We start from the raw sequence: 24,450 nt of genomic DNA, 5'->3' as shown, positions 1-24,450 counted from the left end.
ATTATGCGGGGATTTTTTTTGGTTTCTAGGGACGCTAGCAACGCCCTTAAACCGGCTTCACTTTCGGCCAGTTTAGCGCAATCGACAGCAAAGCCACCAACGCGAGAATCCAGCTGTACTGTACATGTGAGATCAGCTCTAAAGGTGAAATGCCAGCTAGGGAAGAAGCCAGTAAGATTTGCGCCCCGTAAGGGATCAAACCTTGGATAACACACGAAAAGATATCCAATAAGCTGGCACTGCGACGTGGATCCACGCCATATCGGGTGGCGATGTCTTTCGCCACAGAGCCATTAATTAGGATCGCCACTGTATTGTTGGCGGTACATAAATTGGTGATCGCTACCGAGGCACTGATACTCAGCTCACCGGCTTTACGAGAACCGTCCTGAGCACCAAAACGACGACTGATGGATTCGATCGTTTGCACGATCCAAGCAAGGCCGCCTTGAGACTTCATCAAGCCACCCAATCCGCCGATCAGTAGCGACAAGATCATAATTTCTTGCATGCCTGTAAAGCCTGCATAGATGTCTTGGGACAGGCCTGCGACGCTGTAATTCCCCATGCTGACTAAACCAATAACTCCGGCAATCACAATGCCGGCAAACAACACCAGCAATACATTCACACCCACAACAGCCAAAACCAACACGGCCAAATACGGCAACACCAACCAGATGTTGTAATCAGCAAGATCACCCACATGAGCCTGTGAACCTTGGAAGAACAACCAAACAAGTACTAATAACGCCGCAGGTAAAGCAATCTTAAAGTTCATGCGAAACTTGTCGCGCATATCGCAGCCCTGCGTACGCGTCGCCGCAATGGTCGTATCAGAGATAATTGACAGGTTATCGCCAAACATCGCCCCACCGACTACGGCGCCAACGGTTGTTAGCATGGGCAGATCTGTGGTTTCAGCGACACCAATGGCAATCGGGGCAATCGCAGCGATGGTGCCCATCGAGGTTCCCATCGAGGTTGCGACAAAAGCGGTGATCACAAAGATACCAGGCAGAATAAAGCTCGGCGGGATAATGCTCAGACCAAAGTTTACCGTCGCATCAACACCGCCAATGGCTTTCGCTACGCTGGCAAACGCACCCGCTAAAAGATAGATCAAAACCATAGTAATAATGGTTGGATCGCCGACCCCTTTCATAAAGGTTTCAATGCGAGCATTTAAGACACCACGCCCTAATAAAATCGCCAACACTAGGGCTGGCAAGATCGCTACCGGCGCTTGGATTTGATAAAAGGCAAAGTCGACACCTTGGCTTTGATACCAAAGGCCACTGCCCACAAAAAGAGTTAAAAATAGCACGAGTGGCAGCAGCGCCACAGGGGTAGGTTTATTCATAATAACTGTTGTTTCCAGTCTAAATTCTTGAAGATCGTAGCTTTTGACCACTATTGGGCTGCATCATAAAAAAATCTTGACCGCTTAGCCAATATCAAAATGTACTGTTTGCAGCGCGTTTCGTTATAACTAAAAAAATCAAAAATCATTTTTTGCAAAACTAAATGACATAAAAAAGCCCAGCGGGCTGGCTGGGCTTTTCTGCAGTTGCGGACTGCTATTTGGACAGTTTATAAGCCAGCACGTAGTCACCTATCGTGGTGCCAATTGAGCCGTGGCCTCCTGCAACCTGAACGACCATCTGCTCGCCTTGACTGTTTATGTAAGTCATAGGCGTCGCTTGGCCGCCTGCAGGTAGCCGCGCTTGCCAAATTTGCGTGCCGGTTTTGATATTGTAAGCGCGTAGGTAGTTGTCCACGCTCGCTGCCATGAACACTACACCACTGTCGGTAATAATAGGCCCGCCAATTCCCGGCACACCCATTTTAATCGGTAATTTCAGTGGCGTTAGGTCCTCAATCGTCCCATTCTTATGTTGCCAAGCCGTTTTGCCTGTTTGTAAATCCACACCTGCCACATAGCCCCAAGGCGGTTGCTGACATGGAATACCAATTGGCGACAAGAAAGGTCCCATTTCTACTGCGTAGGGAGCACCGGCATTTTCATTAAGGCCTTGTTCTCCGCGGTTGGTTTCCCCCAAGTCTTGACCATCTTTTGCCACGAGCTTTGAGGTAAACGCGAGATACAAGGGCATGCCAAACATTACCTGACGACGAGGGTCAACAGCCACGCTCCCCCAATTGAATACACCGAAATTACCAGGATAAATTAAGGCGCCCTTCTCAGAAGGCGGAGTGTAACGACCTTCGTAATCCAAACTATTGAACTCAATACGGCACAGCATTTGATCAATCGGTGTGGCTCCCCACATTTTCGCTTCCGTTAACGGTTCAGGTTTAAAGCTCACGGCGGAGGTAGGCTGTGTCGGCGCAGTGAAATCTCCCGGAAGCGCACCTTGTGGTGCAGGCTCTTCAGTAATCGGGAAAATCGGCTCACCTGTGGCACGGTTAAGCACGTACACATCACCTTGCTTAGTCGGTACCACTAGCGCAGGCTGCTTGCCTTCATCTGTTTCTAAGTCCAAAAGAACGGGCTGCGCTGGGGTATCCATGTCCCATAAGTCATGGTGCACAAATTGCTGCACCCACTGCGCTTGGCCGGTTTCCAGACTGAGGGCAACCACTGAGGTTGCGTACTTTTCTTCCGCAGGAGAGCGATACATGCCTAACTGATCTGGGGTGCGATTCCCCATTGGGAAATAGGCTAGACCGAGCTCTTCGTCCGCACTTGCCACAGACCAACTATTGGGTGAGCTGACCGCATAGGTTTCATCTGGCCCAATAGGTGATGTGTCGTCAGGGTGTCCAGAATCCCAGTTCCACACCAATTCGCCGGTTTTCACATCGTAAGCACGAATAACACCTGACGGAGAGTTAATGTCGTAATTATCATTCACTGCCCCCGCAACGACGACTCGACCATTAGCGACTAGTGGCGGTGAAGTTGAGTAATAGTAGCCTGATTGGGTGTATGGCATGTTGTGCATGAGATCCAATACACCAGCGTCGGCAAAGTTCTCACACAAGGCACCCGTGGTTGGGTCGAAGGCCAGCAAACGAGCATCAGACGTTGGCATAAACAGCTGGGCATTACATTGCACCGGTTCTAGTTGCTCAGATGGTTGATTAACTTTAACAGCCACATTTTGATAGGAGGCTTCGTCGACATCACTCGGCGGTAAATACGACACACCTCGACAAGTTTGGTGCTGACGCTGGCTTTCCGCCGGTACTTTGGCATCGTATTTCCACAGCTCTTCGCCCGTATCGGCATTCAGAGCAATTAACCAATTATGTGGTGTACAAAGATATAAGGCATTTCCCAGCTTTAATGGCGTTACTTGATAGGTCGTCTCGGTGACATCGCGAGGGCCTTTGGTATCTCCCGTTTGATATTCCCAAGCCAACTCTAGGTCATCTATATTATCAACGGTAATTTGGTTGACCGGAGAAAAGCGCTGACCGAGGTTGGTGCGACCATAGGCACGCCATTCGCTTTTATCTGCAAAACCAATGTTGGCATCAGGATCAATTACTCGGTTAGCCATGGTACCTTCCACCGCAGTCGGGTCCTGCATGGCCAATGGACTCAGGGTTAATGCCGTACACACAATCCAGACTGGCAATAATATCTTGTTCGCTTGAAATGCATTGCGACGAACAAAAATCATCAGAGGTAAAGCAAGCGCTAGCCATAATCCCATACGACTTGCTAATGGCCACCAGTCAAAACCGGACTCCCACAAAGCCCAGACTAGGGAGCCAGCCAACAACAACGCATACATCAGATGGGCCGAGCTGCGACGGCGCTTTAATAATGTCGCGATGATCAGAAAAAGTACGCCAGAAATGGCGTAATAAGCACTTCCATCAAGGGCGAGCAACCAAACACCACCGACGGCAAGCACAATACCAATTACACTAAACAACGCAGTTAAGAGAAACATGGCTCGTTCAAACTCCCTGTTCGAATAAATATGGTTAGAGGCGATATTATTAGAGTAGGAACTATTCTAGTGCGATGTAAATGTTTGTATTTGTTATTACCGTTTTGTTATCAATTGGAGAAGATTGTGCACTTATAATTCACCAATAAAGGTAGAAAAATTACCGCATGCGCTGACGTGAACGACTAAGGCTTAACACAAATTATTTTTAGTGATGTAAGATTTTCACGTGATCCTTGTCTAATGAAGACACCACCATGAGCGCTATTTCCAGCGACGAGTATTGAGAGACGAAGATGAAGAAAACAGCCCTAGCCGGATTACTAATTGTTGCAGGATACCTGTTGTTTTCGCAGTTTCATGAATGGCTGACCCTGGATTTTTTGCAGCAAAACCTGCATCAATTTCAGCAGTGGCGCGATCAACAGCCGCTACTGACGACCTTGGCATTTTTTGTGTTGTATGTACTGGTAACTGCGCTATCGATTCCGGGCGCCACCTTAATGACATTGGCTGGCGGCGCCTTATTTGGTTTGGGTTGGGGCTTAGCGATTATATCCTTTGCCAGCACGCTAGGTGCGACCATAGCGTTTATCGGTGCGCGATACTTTTTACGTGATTGGGCGCAGAGTCGCTTTCAACAACGCCTCCAAGCCATCAATCAGGGGGTGACACAAGATGGTGCGTTTTACTTATTTACCCTACGCCTTGTCCCTGTGTTCCCATTTTTTCTTATCAATCTATTAATGGGTTTAACCCCAATTAAGACATGGACCTTTTATTGGGTTTCTCAAGTGGGCATGCTGGCTGGCACAGCGGTGTATGTAAACGCTGGAACACAGCTGGCGCAGATCGATGGTCTCAGCAGCATCGTATCGCCTAGCTTACTGCTCTCTTTTGCCCTACTAGGGATTTTTCCTTGGTTTGCTAAGCTATTGCTTTCCTTAATAAAAAAGCGTCGTGTTTATCAAGGCCTACAGCCACCTAAACAGTTTGACCGTAATTTGATTGTCATCGGTGGCGGCGCCGCAGGATTAGTAAGCGCTTACATCGGTGCTACGGTAAAAGCCAAAGTAACCCTTATAGAACAATCACATATGGGCGGAGACTGCCTGAACTTTGGTTGTGTGCCGAGCAAAGCGTTAATCAAAAGTGCGAAAGTCGCCGACCAGATGCGCCACGCCGAACGCTATGGTCTGACGTCTAGCACACCAACCTTTTCGTTTAAACACGTCATGGCTAGAGTGCAGAACGTCATCATGCAAATCGAGCCCCATGACAGCGTTGAGCGTTATAGCAAGCTGGGGGTAGACGTGCGCCAAGGCCATGCGAAGCTGCTTGACCCTTGGCGAGTCGAGATCACAGACGAAGGCGGAAGTAAGCATACACTCACCAGCAAGAGCATTATTATTGCTAGCGGTGCGCGACCGTTTGTTCCGGCTATCAAAGGGTTAGAGAGCGTACCCCATATCACCAGCGATACCTTATGGCAAACCTTTCAGAAGCTGGACGCGCCACCAAAACGTCTCTTGGTATTAGGCGGCGGACCGATTGGCTGTGAGCTATCACAAGCCATGCAACGACTCGGTAGTCAGGTCACATTGATTGAAAAAAGTGAGTATTTACTCTCAAAAGAAGATACGGAGATCAGCATTTTAGTTCGTCAAACCCTCGAAGAGGAAGGCGTTCAGGTCATCACCAACACCACCGTAGAATGCTTTGAAAGTATTGATAGAGTCTCAAAAGCCTTTTTAAAACAACAAGATGGGAAGAAAAGCAGCATTGAGTTTGATATGGTGCTGGTGGCGCTTGGCCGCCAAGCACGTTTAGAGGGGTTTGGGCTGGAAGAGCTAGGCATCAAGACCGAGCGCACCATTGATACCAATGATTACTTAGAAACCCTGTATCCAAATATCTTGGCCGCAGGTGATGTAGCAGGGCCCTATCAACTCACCCATGTGGCCGCACACCAAGCATGGTATGCCAGTGTAAACGCCCTATTCGGCCAATTTAAGCGCTTTAAAGCGGATTATCGCGTGATTCCTGCGGTGACCTTTGTCGACCCACAAGTCGCTCGTGTTGGGCTAAATGAGCGTGAGGCAAATGTTCAAAACATCGCTTACGAGGTAACGACTTATGATATTTCGGATTTGGACCGCGCCATCACGGAAAGCAGTGCACAGGGGCTGATCAAGGTGCTAACGGTTCCCAATAAAGATCGCATATTGGGCGTCACCATTGTCGCCGAACATGCGGGGGAAATGTTGCCGGAATTTGTCCTAGCGATGAAACAGGGCCTTGGTTTGAACAAGGTTCTTGGCACCATTCACGCCTACCCTACTTGGGCCGAAGCCAATAAATACGCCGCAGGAGAATGGAAGAAAGCCCATGCACCAGAATGGCTGATGCCTTGGTTAGAACGTTATCACGCTTGGCGTCGCAAAGGCTGAACCATCGTTTGCAGGCGCCTCACGCCTGCAACCTCCAACTTAGAATAAACATGGCAAGCGCCACCCACAGCGACATAATCGCACCGTACTGGAAATTGGCTCTGGCTAGCTTAAAGTTATCCACACCGTATTTGCCAGAGACGGATAAATTAATACCGGATAAAGGGCTCACCGATGTGCCCACGGCCCAAGCACACAGCGACACAAATGCCAGCAAGGTATTATTCACCTCGTTGAACGGCACGACCGAGCTCATTAATGAAATCCCGACAATAGGATGCAGTCCCAATAACGCAATACCACAAATGGCCAAAAAACAGCTGTAGGCTTCGATAAAACCGAACTGTTCAAACAACGACCACCCTTCACCCAGTGCCCCTTTTAGCGCAAGACTGACAGTGGTGGTTAGAAAGCCTGCCGCGAGAAACAGCGATAATTCATTTGCCATTCCCGTCAAGCGGATATTGGCATGATCCGTTAAGCGCTGTTGCGTATGACGCGGGCCATTGCGCAGCAACAGAAGCACTATGACAGACAAGGGGCTAAGCAAAGTGACAATCGATAAGATGGCCACATCCGGTAAGATAAAATAGTGAAACACCAAGACCAACGCGGCCAGTGTTACCGGAAACAGCAACGAGCTCAGCGCCAATGGGAAACCGACAAAATCCGCGATGCTGCCATTACGTTTAAACTCCCACAGGGACATTGCACAGGCAATCACGGCAATCGGGACACCAATCATCGCTAAATGATGGAACTCCGCTTTGGGAGCAATCGACAAGGCAACCGCAACTGACGCAAAAAATGGCGACCACCAACCTGCGCTGGTCAAAGCGCGAACAATTACCGAGAACTGAGCTGTGGACATTTCTTTGGATAAGCGCTGTAACTTATCCCCAACCACGAACACCGCAGACATATTGATGACCGCCCCGAGTAGCTGAACGCTGGCCCAAGTGCTCACCACCCCTTTGCTACCCACAACGGGTTTACTTTGCTTGACTGTGTCCGGTAAGAGCCCCAAAAAGGACACGGCAGACAACATGGCCACAATACCTAGGTTGCCTTCCAGCAAATGCCAAAAAGGGATGGACACGTCCGTGCTCAGCGCCATCACCAACGCCACCAAGCCGACACAAATTAACAGGCCGATTTGGCGTTTATTACGGCCATTAATACGAGGCCAAGCACTGATACAGACGATCCAATAAATCAACGCCGACAGCATCGATAAGCCACTTAAACCGGGGATAAGAGTCAACAGAAACAGTGTGCAGCCTATGACAACCCCATAACCGGATAAGCCTTTGATATTCAGCTGATCCTTAGCAAGCTTACCGAAGCGCATGCAGCATCCTTTTTAGAATCGACTTGGAGAGAAGGGTTTCGCATCAATAAAGGCGGCCTTATCAATGATTTACACCACGAGTGTTTTCTTTCGGTAACGGGTTCAAATTGGCGTAACAAACTGGCTTCGTCTGTCTTACATCCATCGTTATTCCTTATGTCGTTTCAATGTCCAGTGAACATGACATGGCTAGACTTGCAGAACAACCAGCGTGACCAGTGAATATTCAGCAAAGATTAAGCAACTTAATCTTTGCTTAAGCTAGCGCCCCTACATTGCCCACTAAGATCATCCACTATTAGCAGGATTTATTGCTGTGCGTAACCTTTTTGCTGCCCGTTACTCGATAAAGATTCAGTACCTTGTAGTATTGCTCGCGCTTTATTACACCTTTGTGCTGAATCGTCCACTGCTTGGCAAGCTGTTTGAACTCGGCCAAGAAAGTGGCTTAGTACTTTTCCAATACAGCGCTCCGGTTCTACTGTTCAGCTTATTAGTTGTTTTGTTCAGTCTGGTATCCATCCCATATCTGTTTAAGCCGTTTATGATGTTCCTGACACTGACGTCTGCGGTAGCCATGTATGGTGTCGAGCAATACCATATTTCTCTTGGTGTCAGCATGATGGAGAACGTCTTTGAGACCAACTCAAGCGAAGCGGGCACTTACTTAAACGCTAGCTCTATCGGATTTATTCTGCTGTATGGCGTACTGCCTTGTATGCTGCTTGGCTGGTTCAAGATAGACTACCCAAAAGGTATTTGGGGACAGTTCAAACCGCGCTTGGCTCTGATGTTGATAGGTGTAATCGGCATCGGTAGTGTCTTGGGTACGCAATACAAAAACTACGCATCCATTGGTCGAAATAATCACTACTTGGGCGGCATGATCATCCCCGCGCAGTTTTTTAACTCGATCAAATATCTCAATAACACCTACTTCAGTACCCCTTTAGAGTACATTTCCGTTGGTGATGATGCTCAGCTAGCATCCAGTCAAAATAACAAGCCTTCATTAGTGGTGATGATTTTAGGCGAAACAGCGCGCGCGCAGAACTTCACGCAAAATGGTTATGACCGTAACACTAATCCTTACACCGCATCCGAAGGCTTAATTTCCCTGAATAAAGTCACCTCATGTGGCACTTATACCGCACTGTCAGTGCCTTGTATGTTCTCAGATCTAAAGCAAGCCGATTACGACAAAGCCATGGCGCTGTCGCGCGACAGTATCGTCGATGTGATTGCCAAAGCTGGCGTAGAGACGTTGTGGATTGAAAACGATGGTGGCGATAAAGGCGCGGCGCAGCCAAATCACATTGTTAACGCAAACGAGCTTAATAGCCCATTCTGTAATACTGAATACTGCTACGACGAGAGCATGTTGGCGCCAATGCAAACCTTTATCGAAGGAAAGAGCCAAGATAAGTTCCTCGTATTACATACCATGGGCAGCCACGGTCCAACTTACTGGCAGCGTTACCCTGCAGACATGGAAACCTTTGAGCCAAGCTGCAACCAAAGTGATATTGAGCACTGTAGCGATGACGCGATCCGTAACGTCTACGATAATACGATTGTTTACACCGACTACTTTATTGAGAAAGTCATCGAGACCCTCAAGCCCTATCAAGAGCACTACAATATCGCGCTGACCTATGTATCCGACCACGGTGAGTCGTTAGGGGAAAATGGTATGTATCTACATGGCACGCCATACGCTATGGCGCCAGCGGAACAAACCCACGTGCCTTGGTTGTTTTGGCTACCAGAGCAATACGTTCAGGCGAAAGGGATTGATCGGGCCTGCTTTAGTCATATGGCATCACAGGAGTCGTTTTCTCATGACAACTTATACCACTCATTACTGGGCATATACGGCATTAAAACGCAGGCCAAAAGCGATCAGTTAGACATGTTCTCCCGCTGTAGCAGGCCATCATCACACGCATGATGCAACATACTACAGCGGTCAGATTTTAGTTCTTTACTTGGCGAGCATGATACACCGCAAAGCCACTGCCTTTTAACAAGGTTTGATGCTTGCCCAAGGCCGCGTCCATAAGAGGCGGATAACGGAGAAAATCGTTTGCCACGACAAACAACTCACCATTTAACGTCAGATGTTTTTTCACCTCGATGAAGAAACGCTCAGCGATCGAGTAATCCGTACTGATACCGGTATGGAATGGCGGGTTGGTGATGACGTAGTTATAGCGACCTTTGGCATTCGCAAGGCCATTCGAGGCTATAACAGTCAGAGCGTCGCTGGCATTATTGGCGGCAAACGTAAGCTCGGTGGCTTTGAGTGCCAAAGCTGAGTCATCTAAGGCACTGATGTTGGCACCCGTGCGCTTATGCAACCACATACTAATCACGCCGTCACCACAACCGAAATCAAGCAAACGAGCCTTATCAACACCACTCATAAAGCGGTGCTGCGATAATTGCTCTAACAGTAAAGCCGTGCCTTTGTCCAATTTACCGTGGCCAAACACCCCAGGAATGCTGCACAGTGTAAAGCGTTGTCCGGCCACTTCTTGCTGCCAAGTGGTGATCCAATCCTCAAAAATAAACGGTTTCGCCTCACCTAACTTACGGCCACTGAACAAAAAACAATGTTTGGCACTGTCAACCTTACCGACTTCCTCTAGCGGCGCAACAAGGCGCTTCATAGAGGACTTCACACCGCTTTTGTTATCTCCGACAAGCCACACGGCACCACCTTGTTTAAGCAACGGAAGTGTCACTGCCAACAAATAATCCAACAGCTCTTTGGCTTTCGGCTGGTAAATAATCACATGGTCAAAATCCGATGCTTTGTCCGCCTCCCACTGCTCACCGAAATGCAGCGTCTCCTCCGGCATCCCCACACGCACCAGTTGCTCATAGGTTGTGTGTGATTGGCACCAAGCAAAGACCTCAGCCTCGCGGCCTAGGTTTCGTGGGTAGCTATCTTCTGGGTTGGCAAACAATACCTTGCCAGAAAATTGCGCTTCGTTACGCTCTAGCAATAAGCTAGGGGAATTAAGAGTCATAGGAAAGAGTTAGCTCATGTAATGTCAAAGTCGAGACTGGCGCCAACCACGGGTTGATCTGCTCAGTCGATAATTCTGTTTGGGCCCTTGGGTAAATCGGTGTTGGGCGATCATTCACGGAAGGAGACTGCCAGCCCTGTGTGAGCTCGACAAAGTCACGGACAAAATGCTCGCCGTGCTCTAAGCAACCCGCTAGGATCACATCCACATAGCTCAATACAATCGGGTACACCGGACAGGGTGCGACCACTTCTTCAGCGTGATAGACCCAATAAGTACCTTCTGGTAACGGCTCATCGTGGTAAGGCTGCAATTGATGCAGTGCGATTTGCGAACGTTGATAGCCCTGTTCTCGCTCATCAAACAAGGGAAACTGGTCTTCAGCCACTTCGATTAAAACCCCGTTACAGGCTTTATGTTCTGCTTTTAGCACCGCGACAGAGCTCATACCAAGCGCTTTGGACATCACCGCCCAAGAACGCTCATAGCCATGCAATTTTACCGGCCACACACGACCTGTTTCTCCGGTTTTTGCACGGCTTTGTGAACTAATTAGGCTGCCATAGCCAAGGATATAATGACGACTCATGGGCCCTCCTGTAGACGGGATCAGCAAGAATGGTTTTCAAGCCGCCATGATAACGTGCTGGGAGAGCAGAGGCTAGATGAATAGCATGACCTAGCCTTGCGCCGCTTAATGGTGGGCGCTATGCTCGCCCATCTCGTTATGACCTTTGTGCTCTTTATCATGTGACATTGAGCCATGATCCATCTTGCTATGATCCATATGCTTCATAGACATGCCTGATGGCATATATTTCGCCATCTCGTCGGGGGACAGCACTGGCGCTTGCATTGGAATACGCTCTCCATTTTTCATGACCAGCGTAAAATCCACGTGGTCGCCCGCCTTCAAAGGTGCGACTAGCCCCATCATCATAATGTGGTATCCACCCGGCTTTAGCTCCGTCTGACCATGAGCGGGCACAGCGATTTGCTCCACACGGTTCATCACCATGGTATCACCCTGCATTTCACTTACGTGGATTTCGACATTCTCTGCGGCCGTGCTTTCCGCTCCAATCAAGAAACGTTCCTGCTCAGAATGGTTCACAAGCGTCACATAAGCGCCACTTGCTGGCGCACCCGGTGGCATCGCCCGCACCGCAGGATTCACTGCTTCCAGCGAAGCTGCCATAGAAACAGATGACGCAGTCACGGCCATAGCCAGCGCCAATTTCGAAAATATACGAATAGACATAAATACACCTACTAACAGATAGAGTGGCAAAAAACTGAAATTATGTTGTTTGAGTTAGCTAATCTGTAGTGGCGGGGCACGGGGAGAATAATGAGCATCGAAAGTCGCAATAACGTGCCCATTAACGGGGATTGCCCAGCGTGCTGGCGCAAAATTCAGGCTTGGCAGAGCCGCGTCTGCCGCAATAATTGAAAGGTGGTCAACGTTTAAGCCACACTTACAGCTGGCATGCAGCTGGCTAATGTGGTCTTTTACTTTGCTATCGGAGAAGTCTGACAGTGGCACCTTGATAAACTGCACACCGTTCATCAAGCTACACACCCGCAGTACTACGTAGTCGTCCTGCACAACAGGCTGCGTTGGTACGACCAGCGGACCAAGTAAGGACAGCACCCAAGCGCATAGCACCCAGCGTCCTAATTTACGCAAACGATCAGCTAATGTTGTCGACATGACGTTACCACAGAAAAACGTGCCGCCATTGTAGAGAAATTAACCAGAAAATCCTAGTATGAAAGCCCTCACGGCAACAAGTGCAGGTAATTAAGCGACTTTGGCTTGCGCTTTATTTGGCCCGCCTAAAATAAACACCAAAGGCAGTGCCGCCACGGTAACCCACATCATCAGGCGAAAATCTTGTAAGTAAGCTAGGGTTGCAGCCTGTGCACTCACCATTTGATTTAGACTGGCGAGCCCTTGTACCGTCTCTGTTGAATAGACCCCCGCTTGCTCGGCAAGATTCAACCCTAGATTAAAGGGCGTGATCTGCTCAGCAAAAATCGCATGATTAATCTGCGTGTGCTGCGTTAAATAGGTCGCCACAATTGAAATCCCGATACTGCTGCCGATGTTACGTAACAAGCTGAACAACGAAGACGCTTCCGTACGCAGGTGCGGCGCTAACGTCGCAAAAGAAATCGTCGACAGGGGCACAAAGATCAAACCAAGTCCCGCCCCTTGTACCACACCAGTGAGGACAATCGCAGTGGCCGTCGTGTCTAAGGTAAACTGGGTCATTTCCCACATGGACCAGATGATCAGCAGCAATCCGATAAAAATAAAATGGCGCGGATCGACTTTGCTAGAAAGACGTCCAACTAACATCATCATCGCCATGGTTCCAAAGCCGCGAGGGGCTAAAATCATGCCCACATCCACCACTTGATAGCCCATCAAGTTTTGCATAAATGGAGGCAACAACGCCATCGTTGCCAGCAAAATAATCCCGACGATAAAAATAAACAACAGCCCTACTGAGAAGTTACGATCACGAAAGAGCGCCGTATCAATAAACGGTGAACTGTGTGTGTTGATATGCACCACAAACATATACAAACACAACACGGCCAACCCCGCTTCAATAAGGATTTCAAGGCTACTAAACCAGTCTTGGCTTTCGCCACGATCTAGCATCATCTGCAGAGCACCAATGCCCAGTGCCAACAACGCGAAACCAAAAAAGTCGAACTTTCGATCTTTTTGTAGATCCGTTTCTTGCACAAACGAGGTGATACCAATCCACGCCAAGATGCCAAACGGTACGTTGATGTAGAAGACCCAGCGCCAGCTGTAATACTCGGTCAGCAAGCCCCCTAAGAATGGACCTAAGATCGGCCCAACCATCACGCCAACACCCCACATGGCCATGGCCGAGCCATGCTTTTCCTTCGGGTAGCTGTCTAACAAGATCGCCTGAGAGAGTGGTACCAAGCTGGCCCCAAATACCCCTTGCAGCAGTCGAAACAGGATAATCTGGTTTAAGGACTGCGCCATACCACACAGGATCGAGGCAACGGTAAAACCTACCACAGACCATAGAAATAATCGTTTACGGCCAAATCGTGCGGCAAAAAAGCCTGTCAGCGGCATACAGATCGCAGCGGCGACAATGTAAGACGTGAGCACCCAAGAAATTTGATCTTGCGTTGCCCCCATGGCGCCTTGCATATGCGGCAGTGCCACATTGGCAATAGTGGTATCCAGCGCCTGCATAATCGTCGCTAGCATGACAGAGACCGTCACCATGATTCGATTAAAGCTTTCACCTCCTTGTTTGGCTTGGGACAGTACCATACGACTCTCCTACAACTGTACGCCTAGCAAACGTGTTCGATGTTCCGTATCAACGGTCACAACGGTACTTAACCCCGCACGCAAGATTGGACCATTCGTAATGGGATCGACATGGATTCGAACAGGAACCCGTTGTGTCACTTTCACCCAGTTACCCGTCGCATTCTCAGCAGGGATCACCGAGAACTCCGCACCGGTAGCAGGGCTGATACTGTCTACTTTGCCGTGCCAAGTCACCCCAGGATACGCGTCCACTTCAATCTCTACATGCTGGCCGGCGTGCATGTAGGTCATATCTTTTTCGGTAAAGTTTGCTTCAATCCACGGCTGTTGATTGGCAACCAAGACCATGGCACTACGCTCTGTGGTAATGTATTCACCAGCAGTAGGAACATTCGTCACCACGCCACTGGTGGGCGCATAAACACTGGTGTGCGCCAGATCTAAGCGAGCTTGCTGCAATGCCGCCAACGCAGCTTGATAGCTTGGATGCAACTCCACCGCTTGATTGACATCGCCGCCTAACGCTTCACGCAAGCGGCGTAAATCTTTTTCTAAAGCAATAATTTGTAGCTGGCTAGATTGTGTGGTGTGAGTTGAGGTATCAAACTGAGAATCGGAGATGTAGCGTTTTTTCAGTAGATCTGCTTGGCGCTGTTCATCGCGCTGATGATAGGCGAGGTTACTTTTAGCCAGCTCGATTTCCGCCAACTTTTCTTCATAGGCCGCTTTCTGCGACAACAGGTCGATGCGTACTTGCTCTAGCTGTGCTTGGGCTTGGGCCACCGCTGTTTTAAAAGGGACCGGATTCAATTCGAATAGAGGATCACCTGCGGCGACCACTTGGTTCTCTTTGACCGATAAAGTTTGGATGGTGCCTGATACTTCCGCAGTAATCGCCGTTTTGTCGTTTTTCACAAACGCATTATCTGTTTCCACATAACGACCACCTTGCAAATACGCATAGGCCGCCCCGACAACGACCAATAAAGGCAGAGCAAACAACAAGACGCGACGTTTATTACGCTGCGTCACTTGCTTTGGTGGCGTGGCTTGTTCACCCATATTGATGTCCTCTCTACTGTTTTATGGGCTAATCTTGCCCCAAGTTGCTGTGCATTATTTTCAGTAAGCGTTCGAGCTGCTGAATGTCTTTAGCACTCAGCCCCGCCAACGCTTTTTGATTAACCTGTTCGACCACAAACCCAATATCGTCTAGTTTTTGGCGAGCTCCTTCTCCCAAATACAAACAATAAGCACGTCGATCACTCGGATCTTGGCGACGCTCCACTAACCCCTCTTCACTCAGTTGATCGATGAGTCGCGCTGTTGTAATGGGTTGTATTTCTAGGATTTCAGATAAAGCGACCTGTCGGATGCCCTCGTATCGACTAACATAAGCCAATGCGCGCGCCTGCATCGGCGTCACAGGTAACTCGCTTTTTAAGTACTCGCGGCGTAGCAAGCGCTTTACGTCCGTGATTAAAAAGCCAATTTCTTTTGTCATACTCATACCGAATCACCCTTTTTATAAGCAAAGATTATTATATACATTGCTTACTATATTCAATGTATCCTTTTTAATCTGCACCCTTAATCCTTAAACGAAAAAAGGGCGACCTTTTGGGTCGCCCTTCTCTTAAGACCATGAATCGCGCCTACTCTTCGAGCAGCTTACCCATGCTGATACGTTGCTCTACTTTAAACCCCAGTGACTCGTAAAAGGCCACCACTTCAGGGTTATTGACTTCACGTACTTGTAAATTGACCTTTATGCACCCTAAGGACTTTAGTGTCTCAAAGGATGCATTGATCAAATTAGTACCAATATGTTTACGGCGATGATCGGGATGCACCGCTACAGCGTATAACCAGCCACGATGGCCGTCATAGCCCACCATACAAGCCCCGACTAACTGACCCTCATCCCAAGCGACGAGAATCAAATCATCCACATCCAGCTTCGTTGGCAGCATAGATCGGGGCGCATTATGGGAAGGATCATCTGGGAACACCATTTCCCATAGCTCAACCAGTGGCCCCAAATCAATTGGCTGTACCCTTCTTATTGTCATGACGTCTTCTCCTATGAGTACACCTAGTTCGCTTCAATATATACAAAAGCGACCGATATGCCCATCCTGGTATGCACATTTGCAAACCTCTATGGGACTAAAATCTAGATTACTTCGAACTCTTTTCTGCCCCCGTGGTCTGTTACAGGGTAAAATACGTACAAGATACAAAAATCGATCGAAAGAACTACAACCTATGAAAGTTTTCAGCAAAATTGAACTGCTCTTCTACGCTGGTGCATTTGTCTCTGTATTTGGCGTGGCGGCGATTGTGAAGTGGGTCCACTCTGAAGATCCACTGCCTGATGCGCTAGGGCCATGTAACCTCGATACAGGTCTTTGCACACTGCAAGAAACACCTGAGCGCTTCAATGGTGCCACCATTCAATTTGAAGATGGTATTCGCTTAAACCGTCGTATCAGTACCACCCTTGATTTACCCAAAGCAGTGCAAAATGCCCAAGATGTAAAACTTGTCTTAGAAGGACGAGACATGTACCTCGGGGTGTATGAATACCCACTTAGCAAACGCCCTGATAATACTTGGCACAGTCAGGTTGTCGTACCATTGTGTACTGATGAACGTATGCAGTGGGTATTAAAAGTACAGATGAAAGATGCGATGGGGCGCAGTAAAGAATGGGCTTACTTATTTGATATAGACAATCCGAACGAAGCGATTTAGAGGGTCAGCTAGCTTCTCTCCGATTTACATGGGGAACGTTAGGCCAATGCTTGCATGACGCCCCCAAGTACACCAGTTTTGCAGCAACGCCGTGATAGCATTTAAGTTCTGCGCTAGCGCCCACTCTATTGAGTGGGCGTTTTTATATCGAATTAAGACTGTAGCGCTTGAACGACACTTGCCACAATTTCATCGCTAGAAGGCACACTGGCATCAGAGCGCATCACAATGTGATGTGGTTCATACAGTGGTGTATAACGATACGGCACTGTGAAATAAAAGATCCCCACTGTTGGCGTATGAGTTGAAATAGCAATGTTACGCACACCGGTATCCGGTGCGACTAACAATGAAGCTTGTGCCACCTTCATAACCAGCTCATCGAGAGGCAAGCAAGCCTGAATCGAGAAGTTCTCTTTAGCCTCCAGATCCCTCAGGAACTCGCCTTTCTCAAAGTCATTTTTACCTTCCAAATAAACATGCTGATAACCCGGTAGGGCAGCCATACTCTTTTCAACCAACTCACGCATTTGTTCTTTTGACAAAATCTTGTCTTTCATGGATGCGCCATTGAAATAAAGAATAAAAGGCTTCTCCTTAGCGCAAACATCTTGATGATCCGGGTAAGCGAAATCTAGGCGCATTGGGGGGGTATGACCCAATATACGTAGCATATCCAGCATCACTTCAACTTCCGGCTGTAAATCCGAGCGGAACACGGCAATATCATATAGCAGTCGTTTCAGTACAGCTCCGTATGGGAAACCGATCTTAAGTTTGGCTTTGCCCAGTGCCATCATCCAATGGGAACGATTGGTGCTGGCCAAATCAAACATAATGTCTTGCTCACCCAGCGCTTTGATGCAGGCGATTTTATCTTTCGTGCCAGTGGTCTTACGCATATCAGAGCCAGGCATAATACTCACATCATCTACCAAATCGGTAGGCATGCCATACTGGTAGTTCGACACTGCCGCGAGAGTAATGTGGGCATTTGGGAAGAATTTCCGTGCTTCGATAAGAAAAGGCCGAAGAATTACTTGATCCCCTAATGCGGCATGGCGAATCACAGTAATTTTTTTAACCGCTTTTGGATCAAATTCTTCTCTAAGAAACTGGCGCGCTTTTTTATTGGCATATGCCCCTCGTTCGAACCATAGGTGCTTCAAACGGTCTGGCGGGAGTCGAGTCATGAACACATTCCATTCGTATATAAATTGTCAGGAATTGTACTCGAGGTTGTTAGAAGATCCCAAAAACAGTCATTATTTTTTTCACATCGCCAAAAACTTAGGTGTTATTTTCAAGCGCTGCAATAATGGCATTTTTGGCCGCGATCATAGCGTCGTAGAGAGGTCCCGTAGATGGGTTAAAGACGGCAGCTACGATCGCGACTATAGTCACGCTCACCACAGCATACTCGATCGCCGTCACACCTTTTCGACATATTGTAAAACTGATGCTCGCAGCAACTAGCTTTCGGTACAGGCCCATTATCATAGTGGCTCACTGAAACAGTAAATGAGCTTTAAACATAAACAAATTTCCTAAAAACATCACTAGCTGGATAGGATTAGTTTTCAACAATGCTATGTCATTCAAAGTTTACATCATTCAATTGGCACGTTAGCGCGGGCTTTTGTTGTCCGGCTTAAAAGCGACCCCTTACGATTATCGCTTTTAAGCACTTGTGGAAAACTTTGCTAGAGTACCGCGCCAATGAATTGCTTTAGCTCTTCTGTTTCTGGTTCAGACAGCAGTTTTTTAGAATTGCCCTGCTCCCATACTTTGCCTTGATGCATAAACACCACGCGATCGCCCACGTCTCGAGCGAAGTTCATTTCATGGGTCACTAGGATCAATGTCATGCCCTCAGCCGCGAGCTGTTCCAAGACTTTCAACACCTCACCAACTAATTCAGGATCTAGCGCTGACGTAATCTCATCACAGAGTAACACTTTGGGATTCATCGCCAAGGCCCGAGCAATGGCGACACGCTGCTGCTGACCGCCAGACAGTTTCTCTGGATAACGGTCAAACTTATCCCCAAGTCCTACCTTTTCAAGCATCACACGAGCCGTTTTCTCGGCTTCGGCCTTAGTCTTTTTCAACACGATGGTCGGTGCGAGCATGATATTTTCTCCCACCGTCAGATGTGGGAACAAATTAAAACTTTGGAAGATCATACCCACACTGAGTGCCAATCGACGTACTTGAATATCGTCCGAAGTGACCTCTTTATCGTCAACTGAGATGCCGCCCTCTTGGTATTCTTCCAGACCATTAATGCAACGTAATAAAGTGCTCTTGCCCGAGCCACTTCTACCAATAATGGATACCACTTCTCCCGCTTTGATATTGAGATCAATGCCTTTAAGCACATGGAAGTCGCCATAGTATTTATGGACTTGATCTAGCTTAACGAGCGACATGGTATTTCTTCTCCAAATACTTGCTGCACAGAGACAGCGGGTAACATAGGGCAAAATAGATCAGCGCGACAAAGGCGAAGACTTTGAAAGGCTCAAAGGTAGCGTTGTTGAGCATGGTGCCGGCTTTGGTGAGTTCAACAAAGCCAATGACGGACGCAAGTGCAGTACCTTTTACCACTTGCACCGAGAAACCAACCGTCGGAGCAAAGGCGACTTTGGTCGCTTGTGGCAGAATCACATGACGTAAGGTTTGTAGAAAATTCAAGCCAAGTACCCGACTCGCTTCCCATTGACCTTTCGGCAAGGTATCGATACAACCACGCCAGATTTCAACTAAGAAGGCACTGGTGAAAAGTGTGAGCGATAGGATCGCAGCGCCCCATGCGGAAATTTCGTAGCCAACCATCGATAAACCAAAGAAACACAGGAACATCTGCATCAGGAGAGGCGTACCTTGAAATAGCTCAACATAGACTTTAACAATGCGCATCATGGCCACATTGCGTGTTAAACGCATCGCCGTCAAAACCAGTGCCACAGCGGTTCCCCCAGCAAATGCTGCGATCGAAAGTAAGACGGTCCATTGAGTGGCAATCAACAGGTTGCGCAGAATATCCCAGTTCGAAAATTCAATCATTGAGCCTCCCGAAAAGCGAATACACGTTTACCAATCAGAGTAAACACATAACGCATGAACATAGCCAAACCTAAATACATCAGCGCTGTTACGACATAGCTTTCAAACGCTCGAAAGTTACGCGATTGAACTAAGTTAGCGGCGTAAGTGAGATCTTCGACCGAAATTTGTGACAGCACAGCAGACCCTAACATGACGATGATGCATTGACTGGTCAGGGCTGGATAAATCTTTTCAAAGGCGGGCGTGAAGATCACGCGAATCAGTGTTTGACGGAAGTTTAAACCCAGGACTTTGGCCGCTTCCCACTGCCCTTTAGGAATATTGCTTAGACCGGCGCGGATGATCTCCGTGCTGTAGGCTCCTAAATTGATGGTCAGCGCAATGATACTGGCTTGCCAAGGTGTCAACATTAGGCCAATGGAAGGCAAGCCAAAGAAAATAAAGAACAACTGCACGATAAAAGGCGTATTGCGGATCAATTCAACGTATGCAGCCACGGCACGTTTGCTACCAACACTACCGTACTGGCGGATGGCGGCACAGGTAGTACCGACCAAGATGCCCAGAACAGTGGTCAAAACGGTCAGCTCCAAGGTGGTCAACAGACCACCTAAGAACATATCCGTGTAAGGTAATAGGTCTGAAAAATTCAGCATAATTTAGCCTTACGCACCGAAGCCTTTAGGCAGAGGCGCTTTCAACCATTTAACCGAGATATCGTTTAATTTCCCTTCCGCTAATGCTTTCGCAATGATGGCATTTACTTCTGACTGTAGCGCGGCTTCACCTTTAGCCATACCGATGTAACATGGAGAGTCTTTCAACATGAACTTTGCTTCTGGAGCTCGGGCTGGTTTGCGTTTAGCAATTTCGGTTGCCACTAGGTTACCTGTTGCAATCAAGTTAACTTGACCTGACAAGTAAGCAGTGAGGGTAGTGTTGTTATCTTCAAAGCGTTGGATGGTCACATCACTTGGTGCATTCTTCTCAAGCTCTAAATCTTCGACAGAGCCACGTGTAACACCCACCGTTTTACCCGACAAATCCTGTAATGCACCAACCGCGACACTCTGATCACCGAACACCCCTAAAAAGAATGGCGCATAAGGCGTTGAAAAATCGATGGCTTTTTCACGCTCAGGGTTTTTCCCTAAGCTGGAAATCACAAGATCTACTTTATTCGTTTGTAGGTAAGGAATACGGTTAGCGCTGGTCACCGGCACAATAGTCAAATCAACGCCTAGCTGATCGGCAATGTAGTGAGCCATATCCACATCAATCCCCTGTGGCTTCAGATCCGCTCCAACAGAACCGAATGGAGGGAAATCTTGCGGAACCGCAATGCGGATCTCGTCACGAGCTTTGATATCGCTTAGTACGTCCGCCATAGCGGAAACTGCAGTACCTAAACAAGCGGTTGCAAGAAGAGTTTTTCCTAGTAGTTGCTTTAGTGCTTTCATGATTGTGGTTGCCTCGTTTCACTTTGTGATAGTTATGAAACACATTTTGCAACACCCATGCCAATATGAAACTAAAGTTTCACCATTTTATCTCGTGAAGCGTAAGTACCAACAGGCATTAGATTTTATTCGCTTTGAACATTATTTTACCCCTAACTATCTGACCAATAAGTCAATTTTTAAAGCGCCCTGTTATAACGCCAAACAAATATCGTCGCACCAAAAAAGAGCAATCATACTGTAATCACTTATTCTGATCTGACACGGTTAGCCTAAAAAGCAAGAAATTGCAGGAGGCTGTAATAACTCTCTAAGTGATTACGTCTAATTTAAATACCACTGGCGTATCAAAGTACGGGGAGTTGAATATGGGCATCAGGACCATTAAAGGGAAATTGATAGCAAGCTTTATGACCTTGCTGATTTTACTATCGGTTATCACCGGCGTTGCGATTACTCGGTTACATAACCTCACGGCAAGCTTAGAACAGATTGTGGAGCGTAATGCACAGCTAGTGGAGTCCAGCACAGAGCTGACCAATCTTGCTGAAGGGTTAGCTAGTCGCCTATTACTATTGTTTGTGTTAGATGAGCGAGACCAGCGCGTTGCAATCTACAAAGAAATTGATGCCAAAAATGCCGCCATGGACGCCCGTATTGAAGGCATGCAAAACCTAACAGATAGCACAGGTGATACCACTAAACTTGCTCAGCTGATCGATCAGAAAACACGCTATCAAAGTGCCCTGCAAGCAACAGTAGAAGCCCTTGAATTTGGTGAGCTAGACGATGCAAAAAAACAAATGTCAGGCGACACACGAGTGCAGCTAGAAGACTTTATAAAACTCGCCCAAGCCTATGCAGACACTCAGCGCTTGGCGATGTCAGAGCAGCAACAGGACGTTTTAGAAAGCAGTGATCAGGCGATCATCATGATGTTAAGCATTGGCCTACTCGCCTTGATTGCAGGTTTGATCATGGCGTTGCTCATCACCCGTTCTGTCGTGCACCCCCTTCAGTCAGTTGGCGCAATCTTAGATCAAGTAGCTGAAGGCGATGTCTCTAAGCCTGTGTTATTGAATACTTCAGGGGAACTGGCTCATCTAGCACATAGCACAGAGAAAATGCGTTCAAGCTTGGTCAACTTACTAAAAGATATTAATCTGAGCGTTCATACTGTTTCAGATTCCGTGAACGCTATCGGCACAACGGTCACTGACGTTCGAACGGGGGCCCAGTCGCAAGAGAAAATGGCGACTAGCATTGACCATTCGATTACACAGCTAAGTAATGTCTCGCAGCGGATTGCTAGCCATCTTACTTCAGCAAAAGACCAAGCGGATTCGGCACACCAACTCGCTAAGCAAGGCGTAGTTGTTATTAATGCCGCATCAACGGATATTCGTAATGTTGCTAACTTTATGGCGGACAGCGCGACTTCGGTTGCAGACTTGGAACAAAGTGCAGCAAAAGTAACAGAATTCGTTGACCAAATACGAGAGGTAGCCGACCAAACTAATTTGCTCGCACTAAATGCTTCGATCGAGGCAGCTCGCGCAGGGGAAACAGGACGAGGCTTCGCCGTAGTTGCGGATGAAGTACGTAATCTGGCAAACAATACCGCATCGGTTACCGAATCAATTGACCATGTCATCACGCAAATTAGTCAATTAGCCACACAGGTTGCTTCTGAACTGGAGCAAGGCCGAGCAAAGGTACATCATGGAATGGAGCAAATCGAGCAAGTGGTGACTCCTCTGTCTCAGTTAGAAGAGGATTCAGCTCAAGCATTACACAGCCTCAATGACTTAACACAACTAGCCGCTCAGCAAAGCCAAGATGCGTCTAACATTAGACAGCAAGTTCAAATGATCGTAGATGTAATTCGTCACAACACGCTTACTTCAGAGCAGCTCGAGTCGCTTACCAATACATTACAAGCTGCGGTGATGCGCAGTAAATCAGCTACATCCACTTTTCGCTTGCCTTCCTGAAGCCTCATTCGGTAAGAGTTAGTTGGCACGACTGCTGCTTTCGATTAACGTATGTATATTCGTTATCATTGAAGGCAGCACATTACCGTGAAGCAGGATGTCCTCTCACTTATTGAACAGAACTACCCCACTTTGTCGCCATCGGCGCGCACTATTGCGAATTATCTTCAGCAACATCCCTTGGCGATTGTAAGTCAAACTTCGGCCGAAATTGCAGAGCACACACAAACGTCGAAAGCGACCGTGAGTCGATTCTTTCGTCAATTAGGCTTTGACTCTCAGCAAGATGCCAAACAAGCGCAATTGCAACTTCGTCAAAGCGGTGTTCCGTTACTGACACAAGGCAGTGAGATCGACCAAACGACGGAAGAGTTGAACAACTTAACACTGACGTTCGAAGGACTGCGTACCGAGGTACTGGAGGAAATCAGCCGTCAGCTTGCAACCGCATCACGAGTTACTTTAATCGGATTTCGTAACTCCTATCCTGTTGCGCTGCATTTTCGTCAGCAGCTACAGCAAATTCGACCATCGGTACGCCTTCTACCTCAGCCTGGGCAAACGCTTGGGGAAGATCTACACGATATTTTAGAGGACGAAGTGATCGTATTATTTGGCTTTCGTCGACGCACCCATATCTTTAAAAAGATCGTCGAAGCGCTAGAAGGTCGTAATACGGTTTTGGTCACTGACCCAACTGGACAGATCTATAACCAACAGGTGCGCCAAGTGCTGGTGTGCCATTTGGGCGACAATAACCCCTTTTACAGCTACGCTGCGCCTATGAGCTTAGTTTCCATGCTTTGTAACCAAGTTTATGCATTGATTGGAGAGACAGCACAGCATCGCACTCAGGCCATTTCAAAGCTCTACAAGGACTTGGATGAGATGGAGTCCTAGTAAAGCGGCTATGGTTCCGCTTGGTAACAAAAGATTCAAAAGCCAGTCAGATTCGTAAGTTTTAAATGCGATGGCCATTCTTTAGATACCTGATCAGACAAAGACAATAGCCTTTCTGGGGTCAGATCCCTGCACGCACATCAGCTTCTAATGACTGCCATCAGA

Annotated in this window: 21 protein-coding genes; 5 read left to right on the top strand and 16 right to left on the bottom strand. The window is 47.8% G+C overall.

Annotated elements, in window-relative coordinates; all coding sequences use genetic code 11:
- Window positions 1-46 precede the first annotated feature (46 nt).
- Both ASC49_RS11520 and ASC49_RS11515 read right to left on the bottom strand, forming a co-directional pair.
- Window positions 47-1,363, bottom strand: coding sequence for a Na+/H+ antiporter NhaC family protein (locus ASC49_RS11520; RefSeq protein WP_055463401.1), 1,317 nt, complete (start codon window positions 1,361-1,363; stop codon window positions 47-49).
- A 217-nt stretch (window positions 1,364-1,580) separates the two neighbouring features.
- Window positions 1,581-3,929 carry a glucose/quinate/shikimate family membrane-bound PQQ-dependent dehydrogenase gene (locus ASC49_RS11515; protein ID WP_055463400.1) on the bottom strand — a complete coding sequence of 783 codons (2,349 nt, stop codon included), beginning with the start codon at window positions 3,927-3,929 and terminating at the stop codon, window positions 1,581-1,583.
- A gap of 296 nt (window positions 3,930-4,225) precedes the next feature.
- Between ASC49_RS11515 and ASC49_RS11510 the strand changes: the two genes are divergently transcribed.
- The gene (locus ASC49_RS11510) at window positions 4,226-6,379 is read left to right on the top strand and encodes an FAD-dependent oxidoreductase (protein WP_055463399.1); all 2,154 of its coding nucleotides are present in this window, start codon (window positions 4,226-4,228) and stop codon (window positions 6,377-6,379) included.
- A 19-nt stretch (window positions 6,380-6,398) separates the two neighbouring features.
- Here the strand turns inward: ASC49_RS11510 and ASC49_RS11505 are convergent, their stop codons facing one another.
- Window positions 6,399-7,730 carry a hypothetical protein gene (locus ASC49_RS11505; protein WP_055463398.1) on the bottom strand — a complete coding sequence of 444 codons (1,332 nt, stop codon included), beginning with the start codon at window positions 7,728-7,730 and terminating at the stop codon, window positions 6,399-6,401.
- A 316-nt stretch (window positions 7,731-8,046) separates the two neighbouring features.
- Between ASC49_RS11505 and ASC49_RS11500 the strand changes: the two genes are divergently transcribed.
- Window positions 8,047-9,681 carry a phosphoethanolamine transferase gene (locus ASC49_RS11500; RefSeq protein ID WP_211262056.1) on the top strand — a complete coding sequence of 545 codons (1,635 nt, stop codon included), beginning with the start codon at window positions 8,047-8,049 and terminating at the stop codon, window positions 9,679-9,681.
- A gap of 25 nt (window positions 9,682-9,706) precedes the next feature.
- Here ASC49_RS11500 and ASC49_RS11495 read toward each other — a convergent pair whose 3' ends face one another.
- The 8 genes from ASC49_RS11495 to ASC49_RS11460 form a co-directional block, all read right to left on the bottom strand.
- Window positions 9,707-10,765 (bottom strand): class I SAM-dependent methyltransferase, encoded by a 1,059-nt coding sequence (locus ASC49_RS11495; protein ID WP_055463397.1) that lies wholly within the window; start codon window positions 10,763-10,765, stop codon window positions 9,707-9,709.
- A complete protein-coding gene (locus ASC49_RS11490) occupies window positions 10,755-11,354 on the bottom strand; it encodes a gamma-glutamylcyclotransferase family protein (protein WP_055463396.1) in 600 nt (199 codons plus the stop codon). Before ASC49_RS11490 ends, ASC49_RS11495 begins: the two co-directional genes overlap by 11 nt.
- Window positions 11,355-11,459: 105 nt before the next feature.
- Window positions 11,460-12,026, bottom strand: coding sequence for a copper chaperone PCu(A)C (locus ASC49_RS11485; protein WP_055463395.1), 567 nt, complete (start codon window positions 12,024-12,026; stop codon window positions 11,460-11,462).
- Between the two features lie 54 nt (window positions 12,027-12,080).
- On the bottom strand, window positions 12,081-12,479 hold the full coding sequence (locus tag ASC49_RS11480; RefSeq protein ID WP_055463394.1) for a hypothetical protein: 399 nt from the start codon (window positions 12,477-12,479) through the stop codon (window positions 12,081-12,083).
- A 90-nt stretch (window positions 12,480-12,569) separates the two neighbouring features.
- Window positions 12,570-14,099 carry a DHA2 family efflux MFS transporter permease subunit gene (locus ASC49_RS11475; protein ID WP_055463393.1) on the bottom strand — a complete coding sequence of 510 codons (1,530 nt, stop codon included), beginning with the start codon at window positions 14,097-14,099 and terminating at the stop codon, window positions 12,570-12,572.
- A gap of 9 nt (window positions 14,100-14,108) precedes the next feature.
- Window positions 14,109-15,164 carry an HlyD family secretion protein gene (locus ASC49_RS11470; RefSeq protein WP_055463392.1) on the bottom strand — a complete coding sequence of 352 codons (1,056 nt, stop codon included), beginning with the start codon at window positions 15,162-15,164 and terminating at the stop codon, window positions 14,109-14,111.
- Window positions 15,165-15,192: 28 nt separating this feature from the next.
- Complete coding sequence (locus ASC49_RS11465; RefSeq protein WP_055463391.1) at window positions 15,193-15,612, bottom strand: MarR family winged helix-turn-helix transcriptional regulator; 420 nt, start codon at window positions 15,610-15,612, stop codon at window positions 15,193-15,195.
- Between the two features lie 145 nt (window positions 15,613-15,757).
- Window positions 15,758-16,174 (bottom strand): GNAT family acetyltransferase, encoded by a 417-nt coding sequence (locus ASC49_RS11460; RefSeq protein ID WP_055463390.1) that lies wholly within the window; start codon window positions 16,172-16,174, stop codon window positions 15,758-15,760.
- Between the two features lie 196 nt (window positions 16,175-16,370).
- Between ASC49_RS11460 and ASC49_RS11455 the strand changes: the two genes are divergently transcribed.
- Complete coding sequence (locus ASC49_RS11455) at window positions 16,371-16,859, top strand: hypothetical protein (RefSeq protein ID WP_055463389.1); 489 nt, start codon at window positions 16,371-16,373, stop codon at window positions 16,857-16,859.
- Between the two features lie 152 nt (window positions 16,860-17,011).
- Here the strand turns inward: ASC49_RS11455 and ASC49_RS11450 are convergent, their stop codons facing one another.
- The 5 genes from ASC49_RS11450 to ASC49_RS11425 form a co-directional block, all read right to left on the bottom strand.
- The gene (locus tag ASC49_RS11450; RefSeq protein WP_055463388.1) at window positions 17,012-18,052 is read right to left on the bottom strand and encodes a glycosyltransferase family 9 protein; all 1,041 of its coding nucleotides are present in this window, start codon (window positions 18,050-18,052) and stop codon (window positions 17,012-17,014) included.
- Window positions 18,053-18,562: 510 nt separating this feature from the next.
- Entirely contained in the window at window positions 18,563-19,291 is a 729-nt protein-coding gene (locus tag ASC49_RS11440; protein WP_055463386.1) for an amino acid ABC transporter ATP-binding protein, read from the bottom strand.
- Window positions 19,278-19,928, bottom strand: coding sequence for an amino acid ABC transporter permease (locus ASC49_RS11435; protein ID WP_055463385.1), 651 nt, complete (start codon window positions 19,926-19,928; stop codon window positions 19,278-19,280). The genes ASC49_RS11440 and ASC49_RS11435 overlap by 14 nt, the downstream gene beginning before the upstream one ends.
- Window positions 19,925-20,587 carry an amino acid ABC transporter permease gene (locus ASC49_RS11430; protein ID WP_055463384.1) on the bottom strand — a complete coding sequence of 221 codons (663 nt, stop codon included), beginning with the start codon at window positions 20,585-20,587 and terminating at the stop codon, window positions 19,925-19,927. The genes ASC49_RS11435 and ASC49_RS11430 overlap by 4 nt, the downstream gene beginning before the upstream one ends.
- A gap of 9 nt (window positions 20,588-20,596) precedes the next feature.
- Window positions 20,597-21,391 carry a transporter substrate-binding domain-containing protein gene (locus tag ASC49_RS11425; RefSeq protein WP_055463383.1) on the bottom strand — a complete coding sequence of 265 codons (795 nt, stop codon included), beginning with the start codon at window positions 21,389-21,391 and terminating at the stop codon, window positions 20,597-20,599.
- Between the two features lie 368 nt (window positions 21,392-21,759).
- Between ASC49_RS11425 and ASC49_RS11415 the strand changes: the two genes are divergently transcribed.
- Together ASC49_RS11415 and ASC49_RS11410 are read left to right on the top strand one after the other, a co-directional pair.
- A complete protein-coding gene (locus tag ASC49_RS11415; protein ID WP_055463381.1) occupies window positions 21,760-23,385 on the top strand; it encodes a methyl-accepting chemotaxis protein in 1,626 nt (541 codons plus the stop codon).
- Window positions 23,386-23,472: 87 nt separating this feature from the next.
- Window positions 23,473-24,285: a MurR/RpiR family transcriptional regulator gene (locus ASC49_RS11410; protein ID WP_245624700.1), complete on the top strand. Its 813-nt coding sequence runs from the start codon at window positions 23,473-23,475 to the stop codon at window positions 24,283-24,285.
- Window positions 24,286-24,450: the final 165 nt, after the last annotated feature.

Origin of the sequence: Marinomonas fungiae (genome assembly GCF_001418205.1) — a bacterium.
GTDB classification, from domain to species: Bacteria; Pseudomonadota; Gammaproteobacteria; order Pseudomonadales; family Marinomonadaceae; genus Marinomonas; species Marinomonas fungiae.
This window is presented reverse-complemented; position numbering and strand designations above follow the sequence as displayed.